Annotated in this window: 20 protein-coding genes; 13 read left to right on the top strand and 7 right to left on the bottom strand. The window is 73.9% G+C overall.

The features are described from left to right. The first annotated feature begins 172 nt into the window (after positions 1–172). Positions 173–1099: a sporulation protein gene (locus ACSNOB_RS27005; RefSeq protein WP_436689568.1), complete on the top strand. Its 927-nt coding sequence runs from the start codon at positions 173–175 to the stop codon at positions 1097–1099. A 112-nt stretch (positions 1100–1211) separates the two neighbouring features. Here the strand turns inward: ACSNOB_RS27005 and leuE are convergent, their stop codons facing one another. Together leuE and ACSNOB_RS26995 are read right to left on the bottom strand one after the other, a co-directional pair. Next, positions 1212–1880 carry a leucine efflux protein LeuE gene (leuE, locus tag ACSNOB_RS27000; RefSeq protein ID WP_436689566.1) on the bottom strand — a complete coding sequence of 223 codons (669 nt, stop codon included), beginning with the start codon at positions 1878–1880 and terminating at the stop codon, positions 1212–1214. After that, the gene (locus ACSNOB_RS26995; protein WP_436689564.1) at positions 1877–3121 is read right to left on the bottom strand and encodes a bifunctional pyridoxamine 5'-phosphate oxidase family protein/GNAT family N-acetyltransferase; all 1245 of its coding nucleotides are present in this window, start codon (positions 3119–3121) and stop codon (positions 1877–1879) included. The genes leuE and ACSNOB_RS26995 overlap by 4 nt, the downstream gene beginning before the upstream one ends. A gap of 34 nt (positions 3122–3155) precedes the next feature. On the opposite strand from ACSNOB_RS26995, the gene ACSNOB_RS26990 reads away from it, so the two are divergent. The 9 genes from ACSNOB_RS26990 (at position 3156) to rny (ending at position 13187) form a co-directional block, all read left to right on the top strand. After that, a complete protein-coding gene (locus ACSNOB_RS26990; RefSeq protein ID WP_436689562.1) occupies positions 3156–4493 on the top strand; it encodes an aminotransferase class I/II-fold pyridoxal phosphate-dependent enzyme in 1338 nt (445 codons plus the stop codon). Positions 4494–4601: 108 nt separating this feature from the next. Continuing rightward, positions 4602–5306, top strand: a complete 705-nt coding sequence (locus ACSNOB_RS26985) for a UdgX family uracil-DNA binding protein (RefSeq protein ID WP_436689560.1) — start codon at positions 4602–4604, stop codon at positions 5304–5306. Between the two features lie 48 nt (positions 5307–5354). Then, on the top strand, positions 5355–6497 hold the full coding sequence (locus ACSNOB_RS26980; RefSeq protein WP_436689558.1) for an acyl-CoA dehydrogenase family protein: 1143 nt from the start codon (positions 5355–5357) through the stop codon (positions 6495–6497). 79 nt (positions 6498–6576) lie between these two features. Next, a complete protein-coding gene (locus ACSNOB_RS26975; RefSeq protein ID WP_436689556.1) occupies positions 6577–7926 on the top strand; it encodes an MFS transporter in 1350 nt (449 codons plus the stop codon). A 4-nt stretch (positions 7927–7930) separates the two neighbouring features. Further along, positions 7931–8131, top strand: coding sequence for a DUF3046 domain-containing protein (locus ACSNOB_RS26970; protein ID WP_393104765.1), 201 nt, complete (start codon positions 7931–7933; stop codon positions 8129–8131). Positions 8132–8316: 185 nt separating this feature from the next. Then, on the top strand, positions 8317–9363 hold the full coding sequence (recA, locus tag ACSNOB_RS26965; RefSeq protein WP_088978017.1) for a recombinase RecA: 1047 nt from the start codon (positions 8317–8319) through the stop codon (positions 9361–9363). 14 nt (positions 9364–9377) lie between these two features. Next, the gene (locus ACSNOB_RS26960) at positions 9378–10076 is read left to right on the top strand and encodes a regulatory protein RecX (protein WP_436689553.1); all 699 of its coding nucleotides are present in this window, start codon (positions 9378–9380) and stop codon (positions 10074–10076) included. A 22-nt stretch (positions 10077–10098) separates the two neighbouring features. After that, positions 10099–10812: a 3-keto-5-aminohexanoate cleavage protein gene (locus ACSNOB_RS26955; protein WP_436689551.1), complete on the top strand. Its 714-nt coding sequence runs from the start codon at positions 10099–10101 to the stop codon at positions 10810–10812. Positions 10813–11420: 608 nt separating this feature from the next. Next, positions 11421–13187: a ribonuclease Y gene (gene rny / locus ACSNOB_RS26950; RefSeq protein ID WP_436689549.1), complete on the top strand. Its 1767-nt coding sequence runs from the start codon at positions 11421–11423 to the stop codon at positions 13185–13187. Positions 13188–13354: 167 nt separating this feature from the next. Here rny and ACSNOB_RS26945 read toward each other — a convergent pair whose 3' ends face one another. The 4 genes from ACSNOB_RS26945 to ACSNOB_RS26930 all read right to left on the bottom strand — a co-directional run bounded on the left by ACSNOB_RS26945 (position 13355) and on the right by ACSNOB_RS26930 (position 16673). After that, entirely contained in the window at positions 13355–14239 is an 885-nt protein-coding gene (locus tag ACSNOB_RS26945) for an amino acid ABC transporter permease (protein WP_436689547.1), read from the bottom strand. Beyond that, entirely contained in the window at positions 14239–14913 is a 675-nt protein-coding gene (locus ACSNOB_RS26940) for an amino acid ABC transporter permease (protein ID WP_436689545.1), read from the bottom strand. Before ACSNOB_RS26940 ends, ACSNOB_RS26945 begins: the two co-directional genes overlap by 1 nt. Before the next feature lie 78 nt (positions 14914–14991). Continuing rightward, on the bottom strand, positions 14992–15858 hold the full coding sequence (locus tag ACSNOB_RS26935) for a glutamate ABC transporter substrate-binding protein (RefSeq protein WP_436689543.1): 867 nt from the start codon (positions 15856–15858) through the stop codon (positions 14992–14994). 59 nt (positions 15859–15917) lie between these two features. Beyond that, complete coding sequence (locus ACSNOB_RS26930; protein ID WP_393105292.1) at positions 15918–16673, bottom strand: amino acid ABC transporter ATP-binding protein; 756 nt, start codon at positions 16671–16673, stop codon at positions 15918–15920. Between the two features lie 183 nt (positions 16674–16856). Between ACSNOB_RS26930 and selD the strand changes: the two genes are divergently transcribed. Then, positions 16857–17852, top strand: a complete 996-nt coding sequence (selD, locus tag ACSNOB_RS26925) for a selenide, water dikinase SelD (protein ID WP_436689541.1) — start codon at positions 16857–16859, stop codon at positions 17850–17852. 272 nt (positions 17853–18124) lie between these two features. Then, positions 18125–18604 carry a hypothetical protein gene (locus ACSNOB_RS26920; RefSeq protein WP_436689539.1) on the top strand — a complete coding sequence of 160 codons (480 nt, stop codon included), beginning with the start codon at positions 18125–18127 and terminating at the stop codon, positions 18602–18604. A 79-nt stretch (positions 18605–18683) separates the two neighbouring features. On the opposite strand, the gene ACSNOB_RS26915 is transcribed toward ACSNOB_RS26920, so the two are convergent. After that, entirely contained in the window at positions 18684–18914 is a 231-nt protein-coding gene (locus ACSNOB_RS26915; RefSeq protein WP_393104747.1) for a DUF2277 family protein, read from the bottom strand. A 51-nt stretch (positions 18915–18965) separates the two neighbouring features. Between ACSNOB_RS26915 and miaB the strand changes: the two genes are divergently transcribed. After that, positions 18966–20465, top strand: coding sequence for a tRNA (N6-isopentenyl adenosine(37)-C2)-methylthiotransferase MiaB (miaB, locus tag ACSNOB_RS26910; protein ID WP_436689537.1), 1500 nt, complete (start codon positions 18966–18968; stop codon positions 20463–20465). Positions 20466–20500: the final 35 nt, after the last annotated feature.

The raw sequence follows: 20500 nt of genomic DNA, 5'->3' as shown, positions 1-20500 counted from the left end.
CCCCCCCCCCCCCCCCCCCCCCCCCCCCCCCCCCGCCCGGTCCGCGAGGCTGATCCGGGGGCGCGAGGCTGGTCGCGCGCGGAGTCCGTCGGGGCGGGCCGCGAGGCTGGTCGGGTGGCGCCGCTCTGGGGCGGGCCCGCCCGCGAGGGCCGGATGCGACGGGGGAGTGCGGGTGCGGTTGACCGGGGTGTCGCCGGAGTCCGGGTGGACCGGGCTGTCCGTCCGCACCGCCCTGGCCAACCCGAGCACCCGCCCCGGCCTGCGGCTGCCCGGCCGGGTCACGGTCATCGCCGGCTCGGCCGACGTGCCGGTGCTGCACGTGCGGCTCGGCCTGGTCACCACGGCGGAGCCGGACGACCCGGAGGCGCCGCGCCGCCTGGTGCAGTTCCACCAGGCGACCGTGGCCGACGGCTTCGTGCTGCGGGCCGGGCGGGGCCGCTCGATCCCGTTCGAGTTCCCGCTGCCGTGGGAGACCCCGGTGACCGTCTTCGGCGGGGTGCCCCTGCTCAGCCTGCGGATGGGGCTGCGCACCGAGGTGGCGATCGAGCCGCGGCTCGACCAGGGCGCGATGGTGCCGGTCTTCGTGCACCCGCTGCCCACCCAGGCGCACATCCTGGCGGCCCTGGACACGCTGGGCTTCAGCATGCGCCAGGCCGGTCTGGTCGACGCCCGGCTGCCGGGGGTGGAGCAGACCCTGCCGCTGCACCAGCGGCTGGGATTCTGGGTGGCGCCGCTCTACGCCGGGCCGATCACCGAGCTGGAGCTGATCTTCATCGCCAACCCGGCCGGGCTGGAGGTCATCTTCTGGATGGACCGCCGGCTGGCCCTGGCCGGGATCACCCACCAGAGCATCAGCCGCTTCCGAATCTGGCACGTGGGCGCGGACCGGCGGGACTGGGTCGCGACGGTGGACGGCTGGCTGCGCGAGGCCATCAACCGGCACGCCGCGGCCGCCGCGCACGCCGACTGGTCCGCCACCATCTCCGAGTCCGCGCACGTCAGCCGCCCGCCGGACGAGCCCCTGCACCCCGGCTTCGGGCTCGGCGGCACCGCCGGCGGGGCCGGCGTCGGCGGCTCCGGCGGCGGCGACGGCACCTGACCCGCCCCGCCCCCTGCCGCGTCGATCTCGCACTTCCTGCCCCGGCATATCGGGCGACCGCGCATGACGGGGACGGAAAGTGCAGGATCGCGGGCGGGTGGGGGGGCGAGGGTCAGACCGTGGCGGTGGCTAGTTTGAGGCTGAAGCCGAGGAAGAGGGCGGCGACGCCCGTGGTGGCGCCCGCGGCGAGGCGGCGGCGCCGGCGGAACTGGGCCGCCAGGAACGTCCCGGCGAAGATCAGCGCGGTCAGGTAGAGCGCGCTGGTGACCTGGGCGATCAGCCCGAGCAGCAGGAACGACAGCGCCGGCCACGCGTAGCCCGGGTCCACGAACTGGATGAAGAACGAGACGAAGAACAGGATCGCCTTCGGGTTGAGCAGGCTGATCACCAGCGCCTTGCGGAACGGGCTGCGCATCGCCGCCGGCTCCGCGGCGTCGATGAGCCGCGGCGTGGTCGGGTCGTTGCGGTCGCGCCAGCGCCGCCAGGCGCCGCGCAGCATCGTCAACCCCACATAGCCGAGGTACGCGGCGCCGGCGTACTTGATCACCAGGAAGAGCGGCGGGTACGCCTTGAGCAGCGACGCCACCCCGGCGGCGGAGAGGAACATCAGCACCCCGTCGCCGACGAAGACCCCGCCGGCGGCCCGGTAGCCGGCGGCCACGCCCCGTTGCGCGGCGGTGGAGAGCACGAAGAGGGAGTTGGGACCGGGCAGCAGGATGATCGCCACGGTGCCCAGCACGTACGTCCAGATGTCGGTGATGCCCAGCACGCCCGTCATCATCGTGCCGCCGGTGCCGTCCGGCGAAGCCTTTCCCGCAGCGCGACCTGTGCGTTCGGCCACTCGTCGACGGTCATCGAATACTGCACGGTGTCCCGCCACGAGCCGTCCGGGCGCTGCTTGTGCATCCGCAGCACCCCCTCGCGGGACGCGCCGAGGCGCTCGATCGCCCGCTGCGAGCGCTCGTTGCGGATGTCGGTGTGCCAGACCACCCGCACCGCACCCAGCTCGTCGAAGGCGCGGGTGAGCAGCAGCAGCTTCGCCTCGGTGTTGATCCCGGTACGCCACCACGGCCGGCCGAGGAAGGTGTACCCGATCGCCACCGACCGGCGTTCCGGGTCCACCTCGTAGTAGGAGGTGGTGCCGACCACCGCGCCGGTGACGGCGCAGCGCTGCACCCACGGCACCCGCTCGCCCCGGTGGTGCCCGGCGAGCGCGGCGGCGACCACCTCGGCCGTCGCGGCGGCGTCGGCCGGCTGGGCGTTGCCCAGGTGCCGCCAGACCTCCGGGTCGGTGGTGGCGGCGTACAGCTCGTCGGCGTGCGTGAGGTCGAGCGGCTCCAGCACCACGTGATCCCCGCGCAGCACCGCCGGGTCGAGCCATGGCGAGCGGGCCGGCCGCAGGTACGCCGGCACCGGCGCGCCCACCCCGGCGTCCGGCTCGGGCAGCCCGGCGGTGAGCCGCAGCGGCACCACCCCGGCCCAGTGCGGCAGCGCCCGGTCCGCCTCGTCCTCGCGTACGCCGCCGGTGCGGGCGCGGACGGAGACCTCGCGCAGCGGCAGGGCCAGCACGGCCGTCTCGGCCAGTTCCCTCCGGCTCGGCGGGCGGCTGTCGCCGCTGCGCCCGGCGCCGACCTTCTCCACCAGGGCGGTGAGCATCCGCGCCTTCTCCCGCTCGTCGGTCACCAGGTGCGCCGTGCCGTGCGCGACCACCGACCGGTAGTTGGCGCTGTGGTGGAACTGGGAGCGGGCGTAGACGAGGCCGTCGAGCAGGGTCACCGCGACGCTGACCGGCAGCCCCTCGCCCCGGGCCGCGAGCAGCGGCCGGCTGCCGGTCGAGCCGTGCAGGTAGAGGGTGTCGCCGATGCGTACGTGCAGGGTGGGCAGCACCCTCGGCTCGCCGTCGACGGTGAACGCGAGCGCGCAGTGGTACGCCTCGTCGAGGACCGCGTGCGCGGCGGCGGCGTCGTAGCTCATCCGGTCCCGGGAGCGGCTGGCGGTGGTCCGATCGGTGCGTGCGTACATGCTCCCGCCTTTGTTCTAGTACAATCTCCGATTTGTGTCAGCACGCTATCAGGTCGTCGGTACGACGGCCGTCGAGATTTCGGCCAGCATCGAGTCGGGCATCCGCGCCGCCGCCCTCGCTCCCGGCGCCCCCCTGCCGGCGGTGCGGGCGCTCGCCGCCCAGCTCGCCGTCAGCCCGGCCACCGTGGCCCGGGCCTATCAGGAGCTGCGCCAGCGGGGGCTGGTGGTGACCGCCGGCCGACACGGCACCCGGGTCCGGCCCCGCCCGCCGGTGGCGGCCCGCCGCTCCGCGCTGCGCCCGCCCGCCCCCGGGCTGCGCGACCTGTCCCTGGGCGAGCCGGACGCGCGGCTGCTGCCGCCGCTGGGCGCGCACCTGGCCGGCCTCGCCGCCGACGCCGGGCCGCCCGTCGGCTACGCCGCCGCCGGTGTGCTGCCCGAGCTGGCCGTGGTCGCCCGCGAGCGGCTGGCCGCCGACGGCGTGCCGGCGGCGGAGCTGACCCTCACCGGCGGCGCGCTGGACGGCATCGAACGGCTGCTCGGCGCGCACCTGCGCCCCGGCGACGCGGTCGCGGTCGAGGATCCGGGCTGGGCCAACCTGCTCGACCTGGTCGCCGCGCTCGGGCTGCGGCCGATCGGGGTGCCGGTCGACGACGACGGTCCGCTCGTCGGCGGCGTCCGGGCCGCCCTCGCCGCCGGCGCGCGGGCGCTGATCGTGACCAGCCGGGCGCAGAATCCCACCGGCGCGGCCGTCTCCGCCGAGCGGGCCGAGGAGCTGCGCGCCCTGCTCGCCGGCCGGTCCGACCTGCTGCTGATCGAGGACGACCACGCCGCCGAGCTGGCCCGCGTACCGCTGCACCCGCTCGCCGGGGCGACCCCGACGTGGGCCTTCGTCCGCTCGGTGAGCAAGCCCTTCGGGCCCGACCTGCGGCTGGCCGTGCTGGTCGGGGACGAGACGACGGTGGCCCGGGTGGCCGGCCGGGCCCGGGTCGGCGCCGGCTGGGTCTCCACCGTGCTGCAACGGCTGGTCCTGTCGCTGTGGCGCGACCCCGCGGCGGCCCGGCTGGTGGACGACGCGGCCGCCAGCTACGAGCGGCGGCGCGCGGCCCTGGTCGACGCGCTCGCCGGCCACGGACTCGCCGCCCACGGCCGCAGCGGCATCAACGTCTGGCTGCCGGTGACCGACGAGACCAGCGCGCTGACCGCCCTGCGCGACGCCGGCTGGGCGGTCGCGCCCGGCGCGCTCTACCGGATCGCCGGCCCGCCGGGGTTGCGGATCACCGTCAGCCCGCTCGACGAGGCGGAGATCCCGGCGCTGGCCGGAGCGGTGGCCCGGGCGGTCCGTCCCGCGCTCTCCGGCGGCTTCACCGCGTGAGGCCGCCGGGGCCGTCGCGGCGGCTCCGCGGCGTGCGGCCCGCCCGCCGGCGCGCGTTGCGGCGGGTCCCCGCGCGTGACCGGCGGCGGGCGGGGTAGAACAGTCGCCATGGCCGAGCAGACCGAGACCGCGCCGGGCGCGCAGCAGTTCATCCCGCCGCGGGCCGACACCCTCGACGACCTGCGTGCCGCCGCCGCCGGCTGCCGGGGCTGCGAGCTGTACCGGGACGCGTCGCAGACCGTGTTCGGCCGCGGCGACGCCGGCGCCCGGGTGGTCTTCGTCGGCGAGCAGCCCGGCGACATGGAGGACCAGAAGGGGCTGCCGTTCGTCGGCCCGGCCGGCCGGCTGCTGCGCAGGGCGGTCGACGACGCCGGGCTCGACCCGGGGCACATCTACCTCACGAACGCCGTGAAGCACTTCAGGTTCGAGCTGCGCGGCAAGCGGCGCATCCACCAGACCCCGGACCGGGTGCACGTCACCGCCTGCCGGCCCTGGCTGGTGGCCGAGTTCGCCCAGCTGCGTCCGGAGATCGTCGTGGTGCTCGGCGCGACCGCGGCCAAGGCGCTGCTCGGCCCGACGTTCCGGGTCACCCGGCAGCGCGGCGAGCTGCTGCCCTGGCCGGCGTCGGCCCAGCACCCGGAGGACTTCCAGCGGGTGCCCGTGGACGCGAAGGGCACCGTCGCCGACGCGCCGCCGGCCCGGCTGCTGGCCACCATCCACCCGTCCGCCGTGCTCCGCGCCGACGACCAGGACAAGGCGTACGACGGGCTGGTCGCCGACCTCACCGTGGCCGCCCGCGCCCTCGCCGGCTGAGCCGTCGGCCCCTGGGCAGGGCCGGCGGGCGGTGCCACACTGGCCGCCATGGAGCAGCATCTCTACGAGCGCGACCACGAGGACTTCCGCGCGCTGTGCCGTGAGTTCCTCAGCCGGGAGGCCGTACCCCACCACGAGCGCTGGGAGGCCGACGGGATCGTCGACCGCGAGGTGTGGCGCCGGGCCGGGGCGGCCGGCCTGCTGGGCATGGACGTCGACCCGGAGTACGGCGGCGGCGGGCAGCGCGACTTCCGGTTCAACGCGGTGCTGGACGAGGAGATCGTCGCCGCCGGCTGCACCGGGCTCGGCTTCGGCCTGCACAACGACGTGGTGGCGCCGTACCTGACCGAGCTGACCACGGCGGAGCAGCGCAAGCGCTGGCTGCCCGGCTTCTGCTCCGGCGACCTGGTCACGGCGATCGCGATGAGCGAGCCCGGTGCCGGCTCCGACCTCGCCGGGATCCGCACCAGCGCGGTCCGCGACGGCGACAGCTGGGTGCTCAACGGCCAGAAGACCTTCATCACCAACGGGGAGCTGGCCGACCTGGTGGTCGTGGTCGTCCGCACCGCGCCGGACCAGGGCGCGCACGGGGTGAGCCTGGTCGCGGTGGAGGCGGGCACTCCCGGCTTCGCACGGGGCCGGCGGCTGGCCAAGGTCGGCCTGAAGGCCAACGACACCGCCGAGCTGTTCTTCTCCGACTGCCGGGTGCCGGCGGAGAACCTCGTCGGCACCGAGAACCACGGCTTCTACCACCTGATGGCCAACCTGCCCCGGGAGCGGCTCAGCATCGCGGTCGCCGCGGTGGCCGCCTGCGAGCGGCTGCTCGCGCTCACCCTCGACCACGCCCGCACCAGGGAGGCGTTCGGCCGGCCGATCGGGTCGTTCCAGCACAACCGCTTCCTCCTGGCCGAGCTGGACACCGAGGTCACCATCGCGCGCACCTTCGTCAACCACTGCGTCGCCGAGTACGGTGCCGGCCGGCTCTCGGTCACCGACGCCGCCAAGGCGAAGTGGTGGACCACCGAGCTGCAGAACAGGGTCGCCGACCGCTGCGTGCAGCTGCACGGCGGCTACGGCTACATGCTGGAGTACCCGGTGGCGAAGGCCTGGCTGGACGGGCGGGTGCAGACGATCTACGGCGGCACCACCGAGATCATGAAGGAGATCATCGGCCGCGGTCTCGGCCTGTAGCGAAACCGGCTGCGGGGCGGCGGAGCGGGTGCGCAAGGATGGGGCGGCACCCCGCCCCTTACCGCCGAAGGAGCCGCCGATGGCCACCGACCTCGTCGCGCCGCTGACCGCGCCCGACGTCGCGCCGATCCAGCGGCGTACCCTCCGGCTGCTCTTCGTCACCCAGATCGTCGGCGGGATCGGGGTGACGGTCGGCGTCGCGGTCGGGGCGCTGCTCGCCGCCGACATCGCCGGCACCGCCGTGGCCGGCCTGGTGAGCAGCGCCGCCGTGGTGGGCGGGGCCCTGCTCGCGGTGCCGGTCACCCGGATCATGACCGGCCACGGTCGGCGGCCCGGCCTGGTCCTGGCCTATCTCGCCGGCGCGGCCGGGGGCGGGCTGGTGGTCCTCGCCGCCGTCACCCGCTGGATCCCGCTGCTCTTCCTCGGCATGCTCCTCTTCGGCGGCGGCAGCGCGGCCAACCTCCAGGCCCGCTACGCCGCGGTGGACCTCGCCGAGCCGGCGCGCCGGGGCCGCCAGCTCTCGCTGATCGTCTGGGCCACCACCATCGGCGCGGTCGCCGCGCCGAACTTCGCCGCGCTCGCGGACCGCACCACCAGCGGCTGGGGCCTGCCGACGCTGGCCGGTCCGTTCGCGTTCAGCGCCGTCGCGCTGGCGCTGGCCGCCGGGGTGATCCTGGCGCTGTTGCGACCCGACCCGCTGCTCACCGCGCGCCGGCTGGCGGCGGCCGCCGCCCCGGCGGTCACCCCGCCCGGCGCCGCGCCCGCCGTCACCCCGCCGCCGGACGCCGTCGCCACACCGGCGTCGACCGGCCGGCGCGCCGCCGGCATGCGGGCCGCCTGGTCGGTGGTACGCACGCGCCCGGCCGCCCGGCTCGGCATCGCCGCGGTGGCGGTCGGGCACCTGGTCATGGTCGCGGTGATGGTGATGACCCCGGTGCGCCTGCACGAGTGGCACGACGACGCCGACGTGCTGCGGGTGGTCGGCCTCGTGCTGAGCCTGCACATCGCCGGCATGTACGCCCTCGCCCCGGTGGCCGGCTGGCTCACGGACCGGCTCGGCCGCCGGGCGGTGATCCTCGGCGGCGTCGGGGTGCTGCTGGTGGCGTGCGCGGTCGCCGGCACCGCCGGGCACCACACGACCCGGCTCTCGATCGGGCTGTTCCTGCTCGGCCTGGGCTGGTCGGGGACCATGGTGGCCGGCTCCACCCTGCTGTCGGAGTCGGTGCCGGTCGGGATCCGGCCGAGCGTCCAGGGGCTCTCCGACCTGACCATGGGGCTGGCCGGCGCCGCCGCCGGGGCGCTCAGCGGGTTTGTCATGGAGGTGGCGGGTTATCCGGTGCTCGCCCTGCTCGCGGCGGTCGCGGTGGTGCCCCTGGTGGCGCTAGCGTTGCGGCCGGTGCCGGCGGGCGCACCGGACGAGGAGGACTGATCACGTGCGGCTGACCGACTTCTGGTCCCGGCTGGAGGAGGCGTTCGGCTCCGCCTACGCGGCCAGCATCGCCCGCGACCAGGTGCTCTCCCAGCTCGACGGTCGGACCATCGAGCAGGCGCTCGCCTCGGGTGAGCAGGCGCACGTGGTGTGGCGCGCGGTCTGCGCCGCCTATCCCGACCGGGTGCCCGCGCGGCTACGCTGAGCAGCCATTTCGCCGCTTCCGCGTGTCGCTTGCCGACTCGTACACCTGTTCGGCTATTGTCCACAGCGGGGTGCTCGTCCACAGCTCGCGGCCGGTCGGCTGGTTTTCTGTCGGACCCAGCGCCTAGCGTGTCCCGCGTGACGCGAAGCTCAGGAAAGACGCCGGCGAAGGCAGGGGTGGCAAACATGGCCGCAGGGCCCGACCGGGAGAAGGCACTCGACCTTGCTCTCGCTCAGATCGACAAGCAGTTCGGCAAGGGTTCGGTGATGCGGCTGGGGGAGCGGCCCGTCATCCAGACCTCGGTGATCCCCACCGGCTCGATCGCGCTCGACGTGGCGCTCGGCGTGGGCGGCCTGCCCCGCGGCCGGGTCGTCGAGATCTACGGTCCGGAGTCCAGCGGTAAGACCACGGTCGCCCTGCACGCGGTGGCCAACGCCCAGCGGGCCGGCGGCATCGCCGCCTTCGTCGACGCCGAGCACGCGCTCGACCCGGAATACGCGAAGGCCCTCGGCGTCGACACCGACGCCCTGCTGGTCTCCCAGCCGGACACCGGCGAGCAGGCGCTGGAGATCGCCGACATGCTGGTCCGCTCCGGCGCGATCGACATCATCGTGATCGACTCGGTGGCGGCCTTGGTGCCGCGCGCCGAGATCGAGGGCGAGATGGGCGACAGCCACGTGGGTCTCCAGGCCCGGCTGATGAGCCAGGCGCTGCGGAAGATCACCGGCGTGCTCAACAACACCGGCACCACCGCGATCTTCATCAACCAGCTCCGCGAGAAGATCGGCGTGATGTTCGGCAGCCCCGAGACCACCACGGGTGGTCGGGCGCTGAAGTTCTACGCCTCGGTCCGGCTCGACGTGCGCCGCATCGAGAGCCTCAAGGACGGCACCGACGTGGTCGGTAACCGCACCCGGGTCAAGGTCGTGAAGAACAAGGTCGCCGCGCCGTTCAAGCAGGCCGAGTTCGACATCATGTACGGCAAGGGCATCTCCCGCGAGGGCTCGCTGATCGACGTGGGCGTCGAGCAGGCGATCATCCGCAAGTCCGGCGCCTGGTACACCTACGACGGCGACCAGCTCGGCCAGGGCAAGGAGAAGGCCCGGGAGTTCCTCAAGGAGAACCCGGACGTGGCCGCCGAGATCGAGAAGAAGATCCTGGAGAAGCTCGGCGTCGGGGTCGGCGCGGGCGACGCCGCCGGTGGCCCGGAGCTGCCGCCGGTCGACTTCTGACCGGTCGCTGACCCGTGGCAGGACGACGCGCCCGCACGGGGCGGGGCTGGGACGCCAGTCCGCCTCGCACGGGCGACGGCACCACGACCCCCCGGGCTCGCCGGCACCGCCGCGGTCACGCCGAGGAGACCGACCCCGAGGCGCCCCCCGGCACGCCGCGCGACGAGGCGGAGCTGGCGCGGGAGATCTGCCTGCGCCAGCTCGCCGTCCGGCCGCGCACCCGGGCCGAGCTGGCCGGGGCGCTGGCGAAGCGGGGAATCTCCGAGGAGGTCTCGGCGGAGGTGCTCGACCGCTACGACGAGGTCGGCATCATCGACGACGCCGCCTTCGCGCGGGCCTGGGTGTCCAGCCGGCACGCCGGCCGGGGCCTGGCCCGCCGGGCGCTCGCCAACGAGCTGCGCCAGCGCGGCGTCGACGGCGAGGTCGCCAGCGAGGCGCTCGGCGAGCTGGACGAGGAGACCGAGGCCGAGACCGCCCGCGCCCTGGTCGAGCGGAAGCTGCGGTCCGCCCGCGGCGAGCCGGACGCGGTCTTCCGGCGCCTGGTGGCCATGCTGGCCCGCAAGGGCTATCCGCCCGGCGTGGCGATCCGGGCGGTGAAGGACGCGCTGGCCGCGCAGAGCGCCGAGGCGGCCGAGTTCGCCGAGCAGATCGACGCCGACGCCCTCGCCGACGCCGAGGGCGACCCGGATCGGGACAGCCGCTCCCTCGGGTGAGCGCGACCGGAGGGAGAGTTCCGTGCTGAAGGCGTGCCTCAACGGCGGTCGTGGGCGCGACGAGCATCCGGCGGTGCCGGTCACCCCGGCCGACCTGGCCGCCGACGCGGCCCGCTGCGCCGGGCTCGGCGCCGGGGCGGTGCACGTGCACCCGCGGGATCTCGCCGGCCGCGAGTCCCTGCACCCGTCGGCGATCGCCGCCGCGCTGGACGCGATCCGGGCCGCCAGCCCGGGTCTGCCGGTCGGGGTGAGCACCGGGGCCTGGATCGAGCCGGACCCGGCCGCCCGGGTGGCCGCCGTCCGGGCCTGGACGGTGTTGCCGGATTTCGCCTCGGTCAACGCGCACGAGCCCGGCGCGGAGGCGGTCGCCGCGGCGCTGCGCGAGCGGGGTGTCCTCGTGGAGGCGGGGCTCTGGACGCGCGACGCGGTCGAGGCGTACAAGGGCTGGCAGGTGCCGGCGGGGCGGATCCTCATCGAGTGCATGGCCGAGGACGCGGAGGCCGCCCTCGCGGACGCGGCCGACATGCTCGCCGCGCTGCCGGCCCCCGCCGCCGGAGCCCCGCCGGTGCTGCTGCACGCCGAGGGCCCGGCGACCTGGCCGATCCTCGCCGAGGCGGTCCGCCGGGGCCTGCACAGCCGCATCGGCCTGGAGGACACGCTGTGGCTGCCCGACGGGGCGTTCGCGCCCGGCAACGCCGACCTCGTGGCGGCGGCGGTGGCCGCCGGCGCCCGCTGACCCCGCCGACGGCCGACGGTTCCGTCACATGCCCGGGGGCTCCGGCGTCCCCCGTTCCGGGCACGCGGGCCGGCCTGAGCAGGGCTGACGTGCCGCGCCGGTCCCCAGCCCGCCCGGCTTGTCCGCTGGTGTCCGTCGTGCAGTCAGCGCACCGTGACGTGACAACTTCTCTCCGTTCGGGGGGTTTGATCATGAGTTCTTGACCAGACCGCCCCGAGAGACCTAGCCTCGCCATACAGGCTCACATTGCCCGACCAGCGCAGGCTAAGCGCACAACATAGATCGCGTAACAGAACAGCATCACTTTGGTCGACGCGTCGGCCACTGGCGGCAGCTTCGGACAGGCCGTTCCGAGGCTGGCGCGACAACTGCACCCGGCCGCCGGCGATGCCCCGCGTGGGCACCGTCGACGGAAACCTACCCACGGCCAGTCGCTCCGGTCGGGCGTCCACAGCCGCAGGGTGCGTGCCCACCGGCACCGTCGCTGCGGTCCCGACGTTCAGGGGAGGCGGCCATGGCGAGGCGGCGCAGGTTCACCGGGGTGCCGACATGAGCGGGCTGAACGTCGGGCCCGGCCCCGTTCTCGTCGGGCGTAGCGGGGCGCCGGCATGAGCGGTTTCGACGTGCTGATCCTCGTGGTGGTGCTGGTCCTGACCGTGGTCGTGCTCGGGGCGGTGCTGCTCGGCGTACGGACGGTGCGCCGGCTCGGCGTGGCGCCGGCGCCCGAGGACCCCGCCTTCATCGCCGAGAAGGACCGGCAGGAACAGTCCCTGGCCGCGCTCCGCAGCGCCGCCGACGAGGCCAACAGCACGATCGACGTGGCGAAGTCCGCCGCCGCGGCGGCCCGGGCCGAGGCCGCCGCCGCGAAGGCCGAGGCGAAGGCCGCCCGGGCCGAGGCGCGCCGGGTGCTCGACGACGCCCGGGCCGAGGCCGACACCATCCTGGAACGGGCCCACAAGCAGGCCGAGGCGGACGCGGAGCAGCTGCGGGCCACGGCCCGGCGCAGCGGCGAACGGGAGGTCGCGGTGCTCGCCGCCACCACCCGGGAGCAGGCCGCCGAGGTGGAGCGGCGGGCGGCCCGGATGGACGAGCGCGAGCGGCTGCACACCGAGGAGGTGGAGCGCCTCGCCGAGCGGGAGCGGCAGCTCAGCGCCGCCAGCGCGGCCCTGGCCGCCCGCGAGGCCGCGCTCGACCAGCGGGAGGCGGAGCTGGCCGAGGCGGAGGAGCGGCGCCGCCGGGAGCTGGAGCGGGTCGCCGGCCTCACCGCCGACACGGCCCGGGCGGAGCTGATCGAGGCGATCGAGGTGCAGGCCAAGCGGGAGGCCGCGCTGCTGGTCCGGGACATCGAATCCGACGCCCGCAACACCGCCGAGCAGCGCGCCCGGCACATCGTCGTCGACGCCATCCAGCGGGTCGCCAGCGAGCAGACCGCGGAGAGCGTGGTCAGCGTCCTGCACCTGCCCGGCGACGAGATGAAGGGACGGATCATCGGCCGGGAGGGCCGCAACATCCGCGCCTTCGAGTCGGTCACCGGCGTCAACCTGATCATCGACGACACCCCCGAGGCGGTGCTGCTCTCCTGCTTCGACCCGGTGCGCCGGGAGGTCGGCCGGCTGACCCTGGAGAAGCTGGTCCTGGACGGGCGGATCCACCCGCACCGGATCGAGGAGGTCTACGACCTGGCCCGGCACGAGGTGGAGGAGCTCTGCCAGCGGGCCGCCGAGGACGCCCTGGTCGAGGTCGGCATCACCGAGATCCACCCGGAGCTGGTCACCCTGCTCGGCCGGCTGCGCTACCGGACGTCGTACGGGCAGAACGTGCTCAAGCACCTGGTGGAGACCGCGCACATCGCCGGCATCATGGCCGCCGAGCTGCGGCTCGACGTGCCGACCATCAAGCGCTCGGCGTTCCTGCACGACATCGGCAAGGCGCTCACCCACGAGGTGGAGGGCAGCCACGCCATCATCGGCGCCGACCTGGCCCGCAAGTACGGCGAGAGCGAGGACGTCGTCCACGCCATCGAGGCGCACCACAACGAGGTGCCGCCGCAGACCATCGAGGCCGTGCTCACCCAGGCGTCCGACGCCTGCTCCGGCGGACGGCCCGGGGCACGGCGGGAGAGCCTGGAGGCGTACGTCAAGCGGCTGGAGCGGATCGAGGAGATCGCGGCGGGCAAGCTCGGCGTGGAGAAGGTCTTCGCCATGCAGGCCGGTCGGGAGATCCGGGTGATGGTCAAGCCGGACGACGTGGACGACATCGGCGCCGCCGTGCTGGCCCGGGACGTGGCGAAGCAGATCGAGGAGGAGCTGACCTACCCGGGTCAGATCCGGGTCACCGTGGTCCGCGAGTCGCGGGTCACCGAGATCGCCCGCTGACGACCGTCTCGACCGCGCGCGGCGGGGCGGCGGCGAGGTCCGCGATGCCTCCGGCCGGGCTACCGCACGACGCTGTCGAGCTGCCCCTGGAACGCCGACGCCGTGCCCCGCCGCTCCTCGCGGCCGGGCACGGCGTCGGTCGGATGACCCTGCCGCGGCGGTGCGGCTCAGCCCTGGGGCTCGGCCACCGCGCCCCCGCCGGCCGGCGTCGAGTCCGGGACGGTCTGCTTCGCGATCCGGTACGCCCGCCGGCTGCCGCGCCGGTCGAGCCAGGTGGCGAGCGCGGTGAGCAGCGAGTTGATCACGATGTAGATGGCGGCCACCACGATCGCGGCGGCGACCACGTTCCCCTTGTTGGCGGAGAGGTCGTTGACGCCGCGCTGGAGCAGCTCGGGGTAGGCGACGATGTAGCCGAGCGCGGTGTCCTTGAGGAGCACCACGAGCTGGCTCACGATCACCGGCAGCATCGCGCGGGCCGCCTGCGGGATCAGGATGAGCTGCATGACCTGGCTCTTGCGCATGCCGATCGCGTAGGCCGCCTCGGCCTGGCCGCCGGGCAGCGACCGGATGCCCGCCCGGAACGCCTCGGCGAGCACCGAGCCGTTGTAGAGCGTCAGGCCGATCACCACGGCCCAGAACGCCGGCACCGGCCCCTGGATGAGGAACGGCACGCCGTAGAAGATGAAGAAGATCATCAGCAGCAGCGGGACGGCGCGGAAGAACTCGACCACGGCGCCGGCCGGGATGCTGATCCAGCGGTGGTCGGAGAGCCGGCCGACCGCGAAGATGATGCCGAAGGCGAGCGAGAGCACCATGCCGACGGCCGCCGCCCAGAGGGTGGCCCGCAGGCCCGGGCCGATGAACTGGGTCCAGGTGGCCGTCTCCGTGAAGGGCTGCCAGAGGTAGCCCTCCCACTGGCCGGCCTCGTCGAACTTGGCGTACACCCACCAGAGCAGGCCGACCAGGGCGACGCCGAAGACGACGGTCAGCGCCGCGTTGCGGACCTTGGCCCGGGGCCCCGGGTGGTCGTAGAGGATGGAGCTGGTGCTCATCAGCGCTTCACCGCCAGTCGGTTGGCCAGCCAGCCGAAGAAGTAGCCGGTCGGGATCAGGAGCGCGGCGAACGTGCCGGCGAAGACCAGGAAGATCGGGATGACCGCGTCACCGTTGCTGTTGATGAGGTCCTTCATCACGTTGGAGGACTCCATCAGCCCGATGGTGCCGACGATCGTGGCGTTCTTGCAGAGCGCGATCAGGATGCTGCCCAGCGGGGCGACGACCGAGCGGGCGGCCTGCGGCAGCACGACGATCCGCAGGGTCTGGGCGAAGGTCAGCCCGACCGCGCGGGCGGCCTCGGCCTGGCCGGCGGGCACCGTGTTGATGCCCGAGCGGATCGCCTCGCAGACGAACGCGGCGGTGTAGACCGACAGGCCCACGACCCCGAGCCAGTAGTTGTTCAGGTCCAGGTCGTCCGCCAGGCTCAGCCCCAGCGTGGAGAAGAGGCCGAAGTAGCAGAAGAAGACCACCAGGGTCAGCGGGGTGTTGCGGAAGATGTTGACCCAGGCCGCCCCGAAGCCGCGCAGGACGGGCACCGGGGAGACCCGCATCGCGGCCAGCAGCACGCCGAGCACCAGCGCGAACACTGCCGAGGCACCGGTCAGCTTGAGGATCCAGAGGAAGCCCGACAGATAGGCGTCGAAGTTCGTCGGGTCAGCGAATACGTGCATGCGTCGGCTCCCGGGGCAGGTCGTCGGCGTCCGGACAGGGCGAGGCCGGCATCCTTCCGGATGCCGGCCCCGGAACTGTCAGACGCTGCCGCAGTTGGTCAGCTTGGTGGTGTCCAGCTCGGGCGCGGCCTTGCCGCTCTTGCCCAGGGTGGCGTCCCAGGCGGCCTTGTAGCTGCCGTCCGCCGCGGCGGCCTTGAGGATCTCGTTGACCTTCTCGCAGCCGTCCTTGTCGTCCTTCTTCAGGCCGATGCCGTAGGGCTCGGTGGAGAAGGTCTTGCCGACCACCTTGAACTTGCCGGCGTACTGGTCCTGGGCGGCGTAGCCGGCGAGGATGATGTCGTCGGTGGTGACGGCGTCGACCTGGCCCTTCTCCAGCAGCGGCAGGCACTTCGAGTACGAGTCGAACTGCTGGAGCTTGGCCTTCGGGTAGTCGGTCTGGATCCGCTTGGCCGGGGTCGACCCGGACACGGAGCAGACCGTCTTGCCGTCGAGGCCCTCCGGCCCGGCCAGCGTCGAGTCGGCCTTCACCAGGAGGTCCTGCCCGGCGATGAAGTACGGCCCGGCGAAGTTGACCTTCTTCTTGCGCTCGTCGTTGATCGTGTAGGTCGCGACGACGAGGTCGACGGTGCCCTGCTGGATGAAGGGCTCACGGTTGTTGGAGACGGTGGTCTTCCACTCGATGTTGTTCGCGTCCACGCCGAGGCCCTTGGCGATGATCTTGCCGATCTCGATGTCGAAGCCCTCGTACTGGCTGCCGGTCTGCAGGCCCAGGCCCGGCTGGTCGGCCTTGACGCCGATGACCAGCTTCTTCTGGCTCTGCGCCTTGCCGACGATGCCCTTGGCGGACGAACCGCCGGAACCGCTGTCGCTGTCGCCGCCGCAGGCGGTCATGGCGAGCGAGAGGGCGGCGACCGCGGCGACCGCCGCCACGCGCTTGATACGCATACTCATCTCCTTCTTCGACGGAACCCGCCGGGGGACGGCGCGCTCCGGGGTACGGACGCCTAGTGCGTGAGGATCTTGGAGAGGAAGTCCTTGGCCCGCTCGCTGCGCGGGTTGCCAAAGAACTCGGCGGGCGGGGCGTCCTCGACGAGCTTGCCGTCGGCCATGAAGATGACCCGGTTCGCCGCGTGCCGGGCGAAGCCCATCTCGTGGGTCACCACGACCATCGTCATGCCCTCGCGGGCCAGCGACGTCATCACGTCCAGCACCTCGCCGACCATCTCCGGGTCGAGCGCGCTGGTCGGCTCGTCGAAGAGCATCGCCTTGGGCTGCATGGCCAGCGCCCGCGCGATCGCGACGCGCTGCTGCTGGCCGCCGGAGAGCTGGGCCGGGAACTTGTCGGCCTGGTTGGCGATGCCGACCCGGTCCAGCAGGGCCAGGCCGCGCTCGCGCGCCGCCGCCGGCTTCTCCTTGCGGACCTTGATCGGCCCGAGGGTGACGTTCTCCAGGATCGTCTTGTGCGCGAAGAGGTTGAACGACTGGAAGACCATGCCGACCTCGCTGCGCAGCTTCGCCAGCGCCTTGCCCTCGGCTGGCAGCGGCTGCCCGTCGAAGGTGATGGTGCCGGAGGTGATCGGCTCGAGCCGGTTGATGGTGCGGCAGAGCGTCGACTTGCCGGAGCCGGACGGGCCGATGACCACAACCACCTCGCCGCGCCCGACCGACAGTGAGACGTCGTCCAGCACGTGCAGCGGCCCGAACCACTTGTTGACCGAGTTCAGCACGATGAGCGGTTCGCCCGTCGTCACGTCGTCCACCGTCCCTGTCGTCACGTGGGGTCGGATGACCCCCGGTGGGCAACTGTAGGCGGGGGGATGTGGCGGAGCGCAACTCCGTTGGTCACGGAGCGGTAACACCGTTTCCGGCCGAGGCCGGGAGTCGGATTTTGACCACGAAACCGGTCCGCCGGGGTGGCGCGGCCGGGGCGGTGTGGAGATCATGTGGGGATGACGGAACCGGTGCGGCTGACCCGGTACGCCCGCGGCGGCGGATGCGCCTGCAAGATCCCCCCGGGTGAGCTGGAGGCGATGGTCGCCGGCCTCGGCCCGGCCACGGGCACCGCGGACCTGCTCGTCGGGCTGGACCACGGCGACGACGCGGCGGTGGTCCGGCTCGACGAGCGCACCGGCCTGGTCGCCACCGCCGACTTCTTCACCCCGGTCGTCGACGACGCGTACGACTGGGGGCGGATCGCCGCCACCAACGCCCTCTCCGACGTGTACGCGATGGGCGGCACCCCGCTCGTCGCGCTCAACCTGCTCTGCTGGCCGCGCGACGTGCTGCCGCTGGAACTGGCCCGGGAGGTGCTGCGCGGCGGGCAGGACGTGGCCCAGGACGCCGGCTGCCACCTCGCCGGCGGGCACAGCGTCGACGACGAGGGCCCCAAGTACGGGCTCGCCGTCACCGGGGTGGTCCGCCCCGAGGAGCTGATCACCCTGGACGCGGGCCGGCCGGGGCTGCCGCTGTCGCTGACCAAGCCCCTCGGCGTCGGGGTGCTCAACACCCGGCACAAGACCACCGGGGAGAGCTTCCCCGAGGCGGTCGCCGCGATGACCACCCTCAACCGGGACGCCGCGCGGGCGGCGGTGGCGGCGGGCGTCCGCTGCGGCACCGACGTGACCGGCTTCGGCCTGCTCGGGCACGCCGCCAAACTGGCCCGGGCGAGCCGGCTGACGGTGGCGATCGACGCCGCCCGGGTGCCCTACCTGGACGGCGCGCGGGAGGCGGTGCGCGACGGGCACGTCAGCGGCGGCAGCCGCCGCAACCTGGACTGGGTCACGCCGTGGACCGACTTCGGCCGGGTCGCCGAGGACGACCGGCTGCTGCTGGCCGACGCGCAGACCTCGGGCGGTCTGCTGGTCGCCGGCGAGCTGCCCGGTGCCACCGTGGTGGGCGAGCTGCTGCCTCCCGGCGAACACCGGCTGGTCGTGCGCTGACCGGCGCGGGCCGGAGAGCCGGCGCGCCCGGAGCGGCCGTCGCCGGCCGGGCCGGGAAACCGGCGGCGCGGCCCGGCGGGGGAGCGCGCAGCGGGCCACCGTACCCGATAAACTGTCACCTTTCCGCTACTCGGAGCAATGGCGCCCGAGGAAATTTTGCCCGGAATGGTCACAGACCGGTAACTTGCCCCCGGCTGAGGTCATATGCACCCCACCATCGTCAGTAAGGCCCGATCCGGAGGCCGGTGGGACGAGCACAGCGAGGAGGCGGCATGACCGAGCTGTGGAACTGGAGAATCGACCAGGTGCGGCCGGTGGAGGTCTACCCGGCACTGGCCGAGGCGCTCGGTCGGGTGGTGATGCCCCTGGCGGCGGCGGACCCGGCCCGGCTGCCGACGTACGCGGTGATCTGCGACGTCTGGCAGGCGCCGGGGGAGTTCGCCACGATCGTGGACTGCTACGGCGTGCCCGACGGGCTGCCCGAGCACGCCAGCATCGCCGCCCTGGCGCGGCTGCTGGACCGCAACTGCCTGCTGCGCGACGACACCCTCGACGCCGGCCGGCACCTGTTGGTCGCCCCCGACGGGACGATCCGGCCGGTGCACTTCGACGTCCGGGAGACCGACGACGGCGAGGTGCTCGGCAACCAGCGGCTCTGCACCGACGCCGATCCCCGCTGCCGCGGCTGGTCGCAGTGCCACCGCTCGCGCTGGGCACCGGACTCGGTGCTCCCCGCGCTCGCCGCCGCCTGACCCGGCCGGCCCCGGCGCGACCTCGTGCCCGAGCCCGCTGTCGAGCAGGATCGGGCGAGGTCGCGCCGGGCGCCGGAGGTCAGCGGGCCGGGCCGGCGGAGCGGCCGCCGCGTACCTCCAACTGCTCCAGCAGGGTCGCGGTGGCCGCGGCGACCGCGGCGACCGCCGCGTCGAAGGCCGCGGCGTTGTGCGCGGCGGGCTTGCGGAAGCCCGAGATCTTCCGGACGTACTGCAAGGCCGCGGCCTCGACGTCCGCCGGGGTCACCTCGGGGACGTACGGCTCACGAAGGGTCTTGATGCTCCGGCACACGGCTCCTCCTCGTTCGTTCGGTCTTCTCGGCCCGGATACGCTGTGCGGGTCATGACTACCGCAGCGGCGAGCAGCCCGCGCACCTACCAGGTGCGCACGTACGGCTGCCAGATGAACGTGCACGACTCCGAGCGCATCTCCGGGCTGCTGGAGCAGGCGGGCTACGTGCGCGCCGCCGAGGCCGACGACAACCCGGACGTGGTGGTGTTCAACACCTGCGCGGTCCGGGAGAACGCCGACAACCGGCTCTACGGCAACCTCGGTCACCTGCGCCCCGTCAAGGACAGGCACCCGGGGATGCAGATCGCCGTCGGCGGCTGCCTGGCCCAGAAGGACCGCGGCGAGATCGTCCGCAGGGCGCCCTGGGTGGACGTGGTCTTCGGCACGCACAACATCGGGTCGCTGCCGGTGCTGCTGGAGCGGGCCCGGCACAACGCCGCCGCCGAGGTGGAGATCCTCGAATCCCTCGACGTCTTCCCCTCGACGCTGCCCACCCGGCGCGAGTCCACGTACGCCGGCTGGGTGTCGATCTCCGTCGGCTGCAACAACACCTGCACGTTCTGCATCGTGCCCTCCCTGCGCGGCAAGGAGAAGGACCGCCGCCCCGGCGACATCCTCTCCGAGGTGCGCGCCCTGGTCGACGAGGGCGTGCTGGAGGTGACCCTGCTCGGGCAGAACGTCAACTCCTACGGTGTGGAGTTCGGCGACCGGCTCGCCTTCGGCAAGCTGCTGCGGGCCTGCGGCGACATCGACGGGCTGGAGCGGGTCCGGTTCACCAGCCCGCACCCGAAGGACTTCACCGACGACGTCATCGCCGCGATGGCCGAGACGCCGAACGTCTGCCACTCGCTGCACATGCCGCTGCAGTCCGGCTCCGACGACGTGCTGCGGGCCATGCGCCGCTCGTACCGGGCGGAGCGCTACCTGGGCATCATCTCCAAGGTGCGGGCGGCGATGCCGGACGCGGCGATCACCACGGACATCATCGTCGGCTTCCCGGGCGAGACCGACGCCGACTTCGAGCGCACCCTGGACGTGGTCCGCGAGGCCCGGTTCTCCTCGGCGTTCACCTTCCAGTACTCCAAGCGCCCCGGCACCCCGGCCGCCACCATGGACGGCCAGCTGCCCAAGCAGGTCGTCCAGGAGCGCTACGAGCGGCTGATCGCCTGCGTCGAGGAGATCACCTGGGCGGAGAACAAGAAGCTCGTGGGGGAGACCGTCGAGGTGCTGGTCGCCGTCGGCGAGGGGCGCAAGGACGAGCGCACCGGACGGATGTCCGGCCGGGCCCGGGACGGCCGCCTGGTGCACTTCGACGCCGGTTCCCTCGCCGGGCGGATCCGCCCCGGCGACATCGTGCACACCACCGTCACGTACGCCGCCCCGCACCACCTCAACGCCGACGGCGAGCCGCTGTCGCACCGGCGCACCCGGGCCGGCGACGCGGCCGAGGCGGGACGCTCCCCGCGTACCCCCGGGGTGCTGCTCGGGCTGCCCACGATCGGCGCGCCGGCCGCGGCGCCCGCGCCGACGACGGGCTGCGCCGCGCACTGACCCGCGACCGGCCGGGGCCTCCGCGCGGAGGCCCC

The organism is Micromonospora sp. URMC 106 (genome assembly GCF_051386395.1).
Taxonomy (GTDB): domain Bacteria; phylum Actinomycetota; class Actinomycetes; order Mycobacteriales; family Micromonosporaceae; genus Micromonospora.
This window is presented reverse-complemented; position numbering and strand designations above follow the sequence as displayed.